The organism is Spirosoma spitsbergense DSM 19989 (assembly GCF_000374085.1).
In the GTDB taxonomy this organism is placed as follows: domain Bacteria; phylum Bacteroidota; class Bacteroidia; order Cytophagales; family Spirosomataceae; genus Spirosoma; species Spirosoma spitsbergense.
On the sequence record NZ_KB893449.1, the window covers coordinates 1 to 10,200 of the forward strand.

12 protein-coding genes and 1 pseudogene are annotated in these 10,200 nt (G+C 48.9%); 7 read left to right on the plus strand and 6 right to left on the minus strand.

What is annotated here, in order from left to right; all coding sequences use genetic code 11:
* The 5 genes from B157_RS0108250 to B157_RS0108270 form a co-directional block, all read left to right on the plus strand.
* The coding region (locus tag B157_RS0108250) for a sporulation delaying protein family toxin (protein WP_020602880.1) at positions 1-746 on the plus strand (746 nt) is incomplete at its 5' end.
* 342 nt (positions 747-1,088) lie between these two features.
* Positions 1,089-1,631, plus strand: coding sequence for an SdpA family antimicrobial peptide system protein (locus B157_RS36730; RefSeq protein WP_020602881.1), 543 nt, complete (start codon positions 1,089-1,091; stop codon positions 1,629-1,631).
* Positions 1,619-2,587, plus strand: a complete 969-nt coding sequence (locus B157_RS0108260; protein WP_020602882.1) for a sporulation-delaying protein SdpB family protein — start codon at positions 1,619-1,621, stop codon at positions 2,585-2,587. Before B157_RS36730 ends, B157_RS0108260 begins: the two co-directional genes overlap by 13 nt.
* Positions 2,588-2,618: 31 nt before the next feature.
* Positions 2,619-3,014 (plus strand): thiol-disulfide oxidoreductase DCC family protein, encoded by a 396-nt coding sequence (locus tag B157_RS0108265; protein WP_026308581.1) that lies wholly within the window; start codon positions 2,619-2,621, stop codon positions 3,012-3,014.
* Positions 3,014-3,778, plus strand: a complete 765-nt coding sequence (locus tag B157_RS0108270) for a CPBP family intramembrane glutamic endopeptidase (protein ID WP_020602884.1) — start codon at positions 3,014-3,016, stop codon at positions 3,776-3,778. The genes B157_RS0108265 and B157_RS0108270 overlap by 1 nt, the downstream gene beginning before the upstream one ends.
* On the opposite strand, the gene B157_RS0108275 is transcribed toward B157_RS0108270, so the two are convergent.
* Positions 3,765-4,040, minus strand: a complete 276-nt coding sequence (locus B157_RS0108275) for an autorepressor SdpR family transcription factor (RefSeq protein WP_041951975.1) — start codon at positions 4,038-4,040, stop codon at positions 3,765-3,767. The genes B157_RS0108270 and B157_RS0108275 overlap by 14 nt on opposite strands.
* A gap of 65 nt (positions 4,041-4,105) precedes the next feature.
* Here B157_RS0108275 and B157_RS0108280 point away from each other — a divergent pair, with 65 nt between their 5' ends.
* Positions 4,106-4,288 carry a hypothetical protein gene (locus B157_RS0108280; RefSeq protein ID WP_020602886.1) on the plus strand — a complete coding sequence of 61 codons (183 nt, stop codon included), beginning with the start codon at positions 4,106-4,108 and terminating at the stop codon, positions 4,286-4,288.
* A 649-nt stretch (positions 4,289-4,937) separates the two neighbouring features.
* On the opposite strand, the gene B157_RS34730 is transcribed toward B157_RS0108280, so the two are convergent.
* The 5 genes from B157_RS34730 to B157_RS0108305 all read right to left on the minus strand — a co-directional run bounded on the left by B157_RS34730 (position 4,938) and on the right by B157_RS0108305 (position 8,395).
* Positions 4,938-5,399, minus strand: coding sequence for a transposase (locus tag B157_RS34730; RefSeq protein ID WP_020602887.1), 462 nt, complete (start codon positions 5,397-5,399; stop codon positions 4,938-4,940).
* Positions 5,400-5,419: 20 nt separating this feature from the next.
* On the minus strand, positions 5,420-5,884 hold the full coding sequence (locus tag B157_RS34735; protein ID WP_020602888.1) for a helix-turn-helix domain-containing protein: 465 nt from the start codon (positions 5,882-5,884) through the stop codon (positions 5,420-5,422).
* A gap of 177 nt (positions 5,885-6,061) precedes the next feature.
* Positions 6,062-6,367, minus strand: a complete 306-nt coding sequence (locus B157_RS0108295; protein ID WP_020602889.1) for a hypothetical protein — start codon at positions 6,365-6,367, stop codon at positions 6,062-6,064.
* A 254-nt stretch (positions 6,368-6,621) separates the two neighbouring features.
* Complete coding sequence (locus B157_RS0108300) at positions 6,622-6,885, minus strand: hypothetical protein (protein WP_020602890.1); 264 nt, start codon at positions 6,883-6,885, stop codon at positions 6,622-6,624.
* Positions 6,886-6,958: 73 nt separating this feature from the next.
* Positions 6,959-8,395 carry an NADP-dependent isocitrate dehydrogenase gene (locus tag B157_RS0108305; protein WP_020602891.1) on the minus strand — a complete coding sequence of 479 codons (1,437 nt, stop codon included), beginning with the start codon at positions 8,393-8,395 and terminating at the stop codon, positions 6,959-6,961.
* Between the two features lie 92 nt (positions 8,396-8,487).
* Here B157_RS0108305 and B157_RS34740 point away from each other — a divergent pair.
* Positions 8,488-9,415 (plus strand): annotated as a pseudogene (locus B157_RS34740) (LysR family transcriptional regulator).
* Positions 9,416-10,200 lie beyond the last annotated feature (785 nt).

A 10,200-nucleotide genomic window follows, 5' to 3' on the forward strand; every position in this document is an offset into this window, starting at 1 on the left:
TTTTATCACTCATGATTACTTTTATTCGTAAGTCCCTGCTGAATGCCTACTCGGCTCTGCCTCTGTTGATCTGCTTTGTACTGGCTTCGTTCAGTAGCTTTGCCACCGAAAATACCCGGACCCGGGCTACCTTCCTCAGTGGTGAGGAGATGTTCCGGGGGGTGTTTTTCCTCGAAGGGCAGTATGCCCAGATGTTGCCCGAAGCCCAGTCACTCAAGATGGCTTATGCCAACAAAGCCCAGTCGGCCAGCCAGCAGGCGCTGGTGGCTCAGGTGCGGCAGGCCGTCCTAGCCGACATCAAGGCTACCCATCCGGGTTATTTTGCTCAATTCAAATCGGTTCTCAAGAGCGGGGATTTGATGCGGGTGAGCCAGACGCTGACCCAAAGCGAGAAAATACTGACCCAATCGCTGGAGCGGGTGTATCATTTGGACAAGGGTGAGTTAGCCAAGCTACAGGCCCAGGCCCAGGCCGAAGCAGCCCGTCAGGGTGGTAAGCTGGATGCTCAGGCCCTGGAGAAGCTGGTAGCTCAGATGCAGAAAGGCAAACCTATCGACGCTAACAATGGAACCTGCGTATTGGTGGTGTTACTACTGGTGGCGGCTGCTGCGGTGTTCGTTTGGGTGGCCATCACTGTACCAAAAGAAGTCCAAGAGATAACGATGGCTCAGCGAAACAATGGCCAATCGCTGTTTCATGAGCAGATCGTAGCGTCTATCTGCGCAGTCGCCCCGCTGATCGTTTAGTGGTCGATTAAGGTTACTTACCGTCCTCAACCGTCGATAGCGGGGTCAGGTTTCGATGCGGGGAAAAGTTACAGAACAGGAATTTGTAGCCTTTCTTCGCACCGCAACCTGATTGTATAAACGATTTTCCACCCCGGCAAACGCGCGTTACAGGCGTGTTTACCAGGGTGGCTTCTTTTCCAAGGCGTGGGCAACAGCCATCCCATATAGACAATTCGGGTGCTGGTATAACAAAATTTGGTACTACTGTCGTACAGCGCAAATTTGAACTACGCAAACGGGGCGAACTAAATGAATACCCCGTGCTACATAAACAGGTGTTAACCCTTAATCAATGTAACGATGAAAGTGACCCGGCTACTCTTTATCGGCGTGAGTTCGTTATGGATCTTCTTCGCCTTTCTCTCCTTGTTGATCTACAAAAAGGAAAATCCAATTCGGCTTAATTACGAATTACAGCAGAATATTCGGATGCTGTTTCCGCAGGGATGGGCTTTTTTTACGAAGAGCCCACGTGACGAAAACATGCAGTTGTACCAGTTATCAGACAACCGCCTGACTCTGGTTGACGGACAACGTCAGGCCACGCTGGCTAACTGGATGGGCCTCAAACGGTCGTCGCGGGCGATGAGTGTCGAATACGCCTATCTGCTTTATAATGCCCCAACCGATAAATGGGTACAGTGCGAGACCGATCCGGCGGCTTTTATAGCGTCGCACAGGCTTACAAATGTCGTAGTGACCAACGATACGCCCCACCCCTATCTCGAAGGCACGTATTACCTCATCAAGAAAGGAATTATTCCCTGGGCATGGGCCGCCCAACGTAATCAACCAACGCTTCCTTGTTCCATCCTTAAATTCACTGTTGTATGCAAACGCTAAATTCTTTCGACCGTTATTTGACCACCCTGCTATCCCGTAATCCCTGGACCAATGTATACGGCGTAGTCCGGTCCCTACTCGCATTCGGTACGTTCTGTACACTACTCCTGAATGACACGGGAACCCTTTTCCGACCCGCAGCAGGCATGACGGAGTGTGTGAGTTGTATAGGGCCATCTCAGTACAGTTTATTCTGCTGGTTAGGTGATTTGGAGGTAGCCCGTTGGGTGTGTATCGGCATCCTGATTCTGGTCATCATTGGTGTTTACCCCCGACTGACGGCATTATTACACTTTTACGTTAGTTTTAGCCTGATGTCGACAGCCATTCTGGTTGACGGGGGTGATCAGGTAACCCTCGTGCTCAGTTTTTTGCTTTTACCCCTGGCACTGACAGACCCCCGCACCTGGCACTGGTCGGCTACTCCGATTGTGGAGTCCACTTCAGTTGGTTTTCAGCTTCGTAAATTAATAGCCCTGACTTCTTACACGCTGTTGCGGCTACAGGTAGCCTTAATTTATTTTGAAGCTTGTGTCGGCAAATTCAAAGTGCCGGAATGGGCTGATGGCACGGCCATTTATTACTGGTTTTCAAACCCTATGTTTGGATTATCGCCCGAGATGCATAGCTTTTTATTACCCATCCTGGCCAACCGCTGGTGTATTGTCCTGCTCACCTGGGGTGCCCTGATTTTGGAGGGAAGTCTGTTTCTGGGCCTCACGCTGGAGGTTAAATACCAGAAATATTTACTGATAGCCGGGCTGGGGTTTCACTTTATGATCATTCTGGTACACGGCCTGCCAACGTTCTTTATGGCCATGGCGGCAGGGCTGATTATTTTCCTGCGCCCGTTTTATCAGCCATTCCATTTCTCCACCGCATTGAACCGGGTGCGGAAAAGATTCCCTCAGTTGCCGTTAATGAAGGTAGAACGAGTGTCACCCGTGCAGGTTTAGCGTGGTCCCCTCCTATCTAACGTGAATGGTCATGAACGCAACAATTGTCTTCGACGGAGTATGTGGCTTTTGCAACGCCTGCGTACAATTCGTAATTAGTCGTGATCCTACTGGCTACTTCTCTTTTGTCGCTAGACAATCAATTCTGGGTCAGGAACTTTGGCTGAAGGCAGGAAATCCAGATGCCGACAGTATAGTCCTGCTGGAGGACAACGTAGCCTACTCAAAATCAGAAGCGGTGTTGCGCATAGGGCGTCGACTCAAAAGCCGGTGGCAATGCATTTGGTGGCTACGTTATGTTCCGCTCAGCCTTCGAGATACCTTATACGACAAGTTTGCCCGTCACCGGTACATATTTGGAAAAGCTGCAACTTGCCAACTACTGACACCGGATCAACAAAAACGAATCTTAACTCTGAACAGCTAATGATTACTATGACGTACAAGGCTCCAACAAAGACCCAAACGGGCTTGTTGCTACTACTCGCCGGATTAATCGGAGTAGCTTCGCTATTGACCGTAGATTTCCCAACTAAGAATTTGCCCAAGGCAATGCTGGAAAAGTTTCCGCCTATGCAGCTAAAACTATTGATGTTAGTGAATCCATTGCTTCTCCTGATTATAAGCGTCGTCATTGGTTCACTGCTTTATCGAAAGGTTGCCTTATTTATCTTTCGCGGGGCTGATTTTGAATCAGGGGTGGCCGTGAAAAACATCTTCTCCAGGGGCGTATTACCTGGAGCAATCGCCAGCCTGCTGATTATTTGTGTGGTGATGCTGTTTCAACGTCTGATTCCTGACGAATTCTCGCAACTTGTTGATGACCATAGTATGACCATACCCGCGAGATTACTTTATGGAGGTATCACTGAAGAGATTTTGATGCGATTCGGCCTGATGACTCTGTTCATCTGGTTACTGAGTTTGCTGTTCCACACAAAGGCCGCAGTCATTTATTGGGTTGCTATTATCGGGGCAGCCTTGCTATTCGGAGCTGGACACCTACCTGCCATGCGGTTAATGGTCGCTCATCCATCTGCTACGTTGACCCTCTATATCATCCTTGCTAACGCCTTAGCGGGTGTGGTTTTTGGCTGGTTGTATTGGCGCTACGGCCTTGTATTTGCTATAATTGCCCACGCATCGGCTCACATTGTACTACTAACGTTTGACTTGATTAAGGGATACTAGCAGACTGGAGATATTGAATCCAGGTGGCTACTTCAGCAATGGATTTGGAATTGAGTTCATAATACACATACTGGCCCTTCTTTTTGCTGTAAACCAGACCAGCTTCTTTTAACAAATTAAGATGGTGTGAAATGCTGGGTTTTGCCATTGTAAAAGCATCAGCAATTTTTCCTGCGGGCATGGGACCAGAAGCCAGCATGTCCAATATTTTTCGACGTGTTTCATCACTAAGTGCTTTGAAGACTGAGTTCGTGGTCTGCATAATTACTGGTCTATTTTGGCAATATTAATGAATCATTTTCAACCCTTCTAATCTTTCTCACGCTCATGAAAACGCACAAATGGATTGACCCTACTATGGAGGTTCTTGTCAATGAGGAATTCAACTTTGATGGTGATGACGACACGTTTAAAGATAACTTGATCGTATCCGCTCAGGATATATTCCGCTCTATTGATTCGCCGGAAAATCCGTTCGATCACAATTTCACAATCCAGCAAGCGGCCTGAACCACTTACTTCCATGAATTATTCATCACTGATTCCCCCCGCAACCAGCTATCTAAATGATAGGGCATATTCGTAGCCATCCAGACTGGCCGCATCGGAGCTGGACCATTCTGCTCCCCTTGAATCCAATGGTAGCACAGCCTACCTCTGGCAGCACCTGTCTCTGCTGAAATTCAAACAGTCTGATGTCTATCAACGCCGTAACTCGAAGGAATATGCTGACATCAGTCATCAGTTTAGCGGTATTGCCTTGTCACTAATCTCGGCCACGAACGACTTGGCAATAGCTGCCGTGCTACTAAACTACTTGATTCTGAAGCACTGGTCCAGTGGACAGGAAGCCGTTCAGCGATTGGCTAGGTCGGTGTCAGCGAATTCACTGGAAACACTTCATGACCTGGATGAGCGGGCACTATTGCACTTACTAGTACTCTTTCAATTTAATGGTTAGACTTCATCTGGCTTGTTGGCAGGGTTCACCTGTTGGTACCATCGTTTGAGTTTAGTCTCAGCAGCAGTTGCTGTAAAGCTCCAATGAACTTGTATAGCTCGCTGGTTGCGTTCAGTGACCCATAGTCCTACTTGGCGAGACAGTTCGGCCAAACTACCAATCCGTTTATTTAAACATTGGCGAGCTAACACTGAAAAATCAATGGCTCCGGCCACCCGGCTCTGGCATATTTAGCCATGAGCCGTGTTTGGGCGTGAAATGAAACAGTAATTTACGGCTTAAAACCCGCGCCTGCGCCAGCAGCAGATGTTCGTAAAATGAACCGTACTTGTGGGTGTTCAAATTGTCCTGTACTAAGTCAATGAACTCAATATCAGTATAGTGGATTGATATCACCTCGTGCATGAACTCGGCGTAATCCGCTTTGGTCCGTTGTTGCCGTACTTGCGCATAGCGTCTGCCCGTGTCCAAATCGTAGGCCAAAAAGACCACACACGTTCCTTTCCTAATGTACTCGTTTTCTTCTTTAGCGACCTTACCGGTCTGAACTGGTAATGCGGTTACCACATCATCAAGTAATTGACAGGGCCGCTCGTCGAAACAAAGTCGCGCCCGGCCAGGTACTGCTGGCTGCGAGTAGACGGCCAAAACGTCTTCCATTTTGGCTAAATACTCCCCGTCTATCTGCCCGATGCACCACTGTTTCTTGAGCCAGGGCTTAAGTTTGCTTTTTTTAAGGCCAACCGTACTGACTCATCGTCAATGTGAATCTCGAGTTTGACTAACCGTTCGTTAATTAGAGCTACTGTCCAACGAGTGCGCCCATCCGGTGCCTGACTACAAGCCAGTTGAGTAATATGAGCTTCTACCTCCTGGGTCACTTTTCGGGGTTGCCCCGGCCGGGCTTTTTCGCTGATAGCCCGTTGCAATCCATCTTCTCGATAGCGTTTTCGCAAGTTATAAACCGTTGCCACACTGATACCCAACAAGTGGCTAATCTGCTCGGGGTGCTGACCCTGATGCGAAAACTGCAAGGCTCTAACGCGATTCAACTTGCGAACTGATTCTTTGCCTTTACTAACGAGGTCAGTGAGTGTTGTCTGATCGGCTTCCGACAGGATGAACTGGGTAGCGATTTGGCCCATGCCACAAAGCTAACCATTTTACTCCAATCTCTACTTTGGAAGAGTACTAGAGCAATGCCTCGACAACTGAAAACGGCCGGCCCGCCGTGGTCCGGCATTCCGGTGTAGCCGGTCGGCACGGAAAAGCACGACACATAAATTGACCGGGTTGTGGGCCGCTAAACCCGACCACACCAGCTAATCATCCGATAGATAGATATCTATTCCTGACGTAATGATTAGACGCTTGTTTTTTGATTTGGCTTCTGAAACGACCTGCAACACTTTTTCTATTTCCTTATTTAATTCGGGAATCCTTTTTTTAGCCGTTTCACATTGCTTTCCAAACCGTAATTGTGAACTAAAATCTGTCGATTGATGGAATTTGATTTTGGCCGAAAAAACATTCATTAAGATCTCCTGGGCTTCTTCTTCCGAGAAATTGCCTTCGATTAAGGTTAACGTTTCAATTTTATCCATTTTTTCTTCCTGTTTTGAGTTCATAGATTGTCAAATGCGAAAGCGCGGGGCAGTATTCCTAAGCAAGTAAGGCGTTTTGATTGGGGGCTAATTCAACCAAAAACAACAAATAGGTTAAGAACCGAGCGCCAGTAGTAGAACCGCGATGCCCTCATCAATGAGGTAGCCCGAGACGGAGTTACTGAATCCGGAAAGCCCAGGCAGTAGGCCCGGCCACCAATCCATAGCGAGTGGACAGGGCACTAGCGCCCTTTACCGGTAGGGTCTTTTTCATGCGCTTAGAGGTTATGTTCATCAACAGTCAGTAAAATCTCGGCTTGTAAACTCACGCCATGCCGTCCATTGGCCGCAATGTACTCCCGGGCTTCCTGTAGGTTTCGCTGTAACTCTTTAATGCGCTTCTCGCGGGATTTAATGTCCTCTTCCCGATCGGCAGCCTTTATCTGCGCTTCCTGATAGCTCACTTTGACCTGCGTCATTTTGGTCAGAATAGCTAGAGCATCCTGCGGGCTGAATCGCCCATTGATTAATTGAAGTTTCATGAGAAAATTAGTTGACTGAAAAACGACGCCTGCCTCAAAGCGGGTCGGCTAGTATTTGGGAGCCCCACATTGGCTACTGGCCCTGCCCCATGGAGAAGGCAGGTTTACCGGCGAACGCGTAAAGATTTTCGGTCTTAATCGTGTCGATACCCTTGGCAAAGGCGCTTGATAAGATACTGATAATATGCCCCTTATCGATGGGTTTCCCGTGAGTGGGCAGAAACCGGCACCGCCAGTGGTCGGTACAAAGCGTTTCCCGGAAGCCGTTGGGCCACACCTTTATCCCCCGGTTGGTAATCATGCTCAGCGGCAGCTCAGTCGTCGCCACTTCACCTACCAGCGCAGCTAGTTCATCCGGATCGCTGCCTGGCCAGTGAACAAAAACATCCACCCCCAACAGGTCTTTTTGGGCCGCCGGCCGGCGGGCATAGGCCGGTAAGTCAAGGACCTTAGTATGCCGGTAGGATACCGGTGTCAGGGTCGTCGGCTGCTGCCCAAGCCGGGCGATCACGGCCTGAGCAAACTCCTTTGTGCCTACTTTTTGTTGGCTGGTGCCCTCTTCATACAGGTCGTAGGTATGCACACCGTCTTCGATAGTTTTGAGCCAGGCATTCTGCACCCGCTCGGCAACATCGGCCTGCCCAATGTGATTGAGCATCATAATCGCGCCTTGCAACAGACCCGACGGATTGGCCATGTTCTGGCCGGCCCGCCGGGGAGCCGAGCCATGAATGGCTTCAAACATGGCGCACTCCTGACCTAAATTGGCCGACCCCGCCAGCCCCACCGATCCCGCAATCTGAGCCGCCACGTCCGATAGGATGTCCCCGTACAAGTTGGGCATTACAATCAGGTCGAAGGCCTGCGGGGTATCGGCCAGTTTAGCGGCTCCAATGTCTACAATCCAGTGTTCGTTCTCAATGTCGGGGAAGTTGGGGGCTATCTCGTCGAATACCCGGTGAAACAGGCCATCGGTCTGTTTCATGATGTTGTCTTTGGTGAAGCAGGTGATTTTTTTGCGGCCATACTGTCGGGCGTAGGCAAAGGCGTACTGCACAATTTTTTCGCATCCAGGTCGGCTGATCAGTTTGAGACACTGGACTACTTCGTCAGTTTGCTGGTGTTCAATGCCGGCATACAGGTCTTCTTCGTTTTCACGGATGATGACCACATCCATGCCCGGATGTTTGGTTTGAACAAACGGATGCAGGCTCATGCAGGGCCGGACATTGGCGTAAAGCCCCAGCATTTTCCGAATCGTGACGTTGAGACTTTTGTAGCCGCCCCCCTGCGGGGTGGTGATGGGTGCTTTCAGAAACACTTTATTGCGCCGAATGACGTCCCAGGATTCGGTAGAAATACCGGACATATTTCCGGCCAGGTAGACCTGCTCACCCACCTCAATCTCATCCAGCTCGATCTGAGCGTCGGCGGCCCGCAGAATAGCGAGGGTCGCGTTCATAATCTCGGGGCCGATGCCATCGCCCTTCGCTACGGTTATTCGTGTCATTAACTTGATTAGTAAAAGATGTGGCGCAAAGGTGGGAGGAGATAACTATAAGTGAAAATTTATATATTTGATTAATAGCATAAAGATTTTTTATGAACTACACCCTGCACCAACTACACATCTTCGTCAAAATCTCACAAACCCTGAGTATCACCCGGGCGGCCGAAGAACTCCATCTAATGCAGCCTGCGGTATCGATTCAGTTAAAAAACTTTCAAGATCAGTTTGACATTCCCCTGACAGAGGTCATTAGCCGACGGATTCACCTGACTGATTTCGGGCGCGAGATTGCCCAGATGGCCCAAAAAGTACTCAATGAAGTTCAGGCGATCAGCGATAAAACACTGGCTTACCAAGGACTTTTGTATGGGAAATTAACCCTGTCCGTTGTCTCGACGGGGAAGTAGGTGATGCCTTACTTTTTGGCGGGTTTTATGCAGCAGCATGATGGCATTGACTTGTCGGTAGACGTGACCCATCGGCAAAAGGTGGTTGATAATCTGGCCAACAACGAGGTCGATTTTGCGCTGGTGTCCATTCTACCGCAGCAACTCCCCCTCCCCATCCACCATCTGGCACTGATGCCCAACAAACTATATGTCGTAGGTCGTAGTCTGCCTGAAGGGGGGGGATGAACGAAGTCCGACGCTGCTGGAAAACCTCCCCCTAATCTACCAGGAAGGGGGTTCGGGTACCCGCTCGATCATGGATCAGTTTATCGCCGAAAACAACTTACTGGTTAAAAAGCGGCTGGAACTTACCCCCAACGAGGCCGTTAAACAGGCGCTGCTGGCGGGCCTGGGCTATTCTATTATGCCGTTGATCGGGCTGAAGAATGAATTGATGATTAATGATTTACAGATTATTCCTGTCGTTGGCCTGCCCCTTCACACGACGTGGATGCTCACCTGGCATAAAGACAAGCAGTTCTCTCCGGTGGCCCAGGCGTTTATGGTTTACCTCAGGGAAAACAAAACGCGCATCATTGAGCAGCACTTTGGCTGGTATGAGCGCTTTTGATTTACCGCCAGCATGGGTAGGGCTCCTTAGGGGAATCAGACTGGTGTCCTAAGGGTTACTCATCGCCCTCCCTGTACCCACCGAACAGAAAAGGCCGCGTTCAGGCTCAACTAACGTGATTTTCTTATCGGGTGATTTTATCGGTGCAGGGGTTCAAAAGGAGTAAACGTTGATTTTACTGCCCATCTACATCCTGGCCAGTCCCAGTCGATGTCTTGTCCGAAATACAATTCGGACGTTTTTCTGAGACCATTCTTGCGACAGCCGTTGCTAACACAAAGCATTCATTGAGAACAAAATAACGAGTTCATTAAATAGCATCAGTTACCCTTTTATTGACTTTTCACGTACGCTAGTTCAAGCTATGCCCTTTAGGGCAAGGCTTTAGCTTCTACAAATCTCAACTAACGCAACGGCTTTCCGCCATTAGCGGAAAATCAGTCGAGATAAAGCGATGATTCCATCGGCTTTAGCCGAAACAGCGAATTTCATTCGCCTTTCAACCTATGGACTTTCAGTCCATAGTATTTGAGTGAAATGGCCGCATGGGTAATAGGAAGGGCTGTAAAGAATTAAACATAATTATCACGCGAGAAATATATACGTACCATCCATCTGAAGCTAGGGCGATTGCATGAAAGTGGTAGTTAGCTATCGAAAGTGATTCGCACGTAAAGAATTGATTGTTTTCATGTCAAATCAGGTCGTTTTCAATGCTAGTTAAATCGCCATAAAACGGTATAGTACCATGCTTTCTTAGAAATATTATTCGTGCAATTGCCCTA

Excerpts from the sequence above, each read along its gene's own strand:
- B157_RS0108260 (WP_020602882.1), top strand. The coding sequence starts at position 1,619 with ATGCAAACGCTAAATTCTTTCGACCGTTATTTGACCACCCTGCTATCC.
- B157_RS0108305 (WP_020602891.1), bottom strand. The coding sequence starts at position 8,395 with ATGACACGAATAACCGTAGCGAAGGGCGATGGCATCGGCCCCGAGATT.
- B157_RS0108270 (WP_020602884.1), top strand. The coding sequence starts at position 3,014 with ATGATTACTATGACGTACAAGGCTCCAACAAAGACCCAAACGGGCTTG.
- B157_RS34730 (WP_020602887.1), bottom strand. The coding sequence starts at position 5,399 with ATGGAAGACGTTTTGGCCGTCTACTCGCAGCCAGCAGTACCTGGCCGG.
- B157_RS34735 (WP_020602888.1), bottom strand. The coding sequence starts at position 5,884 with ATGGGCCAAATCGCTACCCAGTTCATCCTGTCGGAAGCCGATCAGACA.
- B157_RS0108295 (WP_020602889.1), bottom strand. The coding sequence starts at position 6,367 with ATGAACTCAAAACAGGAAGAAAAAATGGATAAAATTGAAACGTTAACC.
- B157_RS0108280 (WP_020602886.1), top strand. The coding sequence starts at position 4,106 with ATGAAAACGCACAAATGGATTGACCCTACTATGGAGGTTCTTGTCAAT.
- B157_RS36730 (WP_020602881.1), top strand. The coding sequence starts at position 1,089 with ATGAAAGTGACCCGGCTACTCTTTATCGGCGTGAGTTCGTTATGGATC.
- B157_RS0108275 (WP_041951975.1), bottom strand. The coding sequence starts at position 4,040 with ATGCAGACCACGAACTCAGTCTTCAAAGCACTTAGTGATGAAACACGT.
- B157_RS0108265 (WP_026308581.1), top strand. The coding sequence starts at position 2,619 with ATGAACGCAACAATTGTCTTCGACGGAGTATGTGGCTTTTGCAACGCC.
- B157_RS0108300 (WP_020602890.1), bottom strand. The coding sequence starts at position 6,885 with ATGAAACTTCAATTAATCAATGGGCGATTCAGCCCGCAGGATGCTCTA.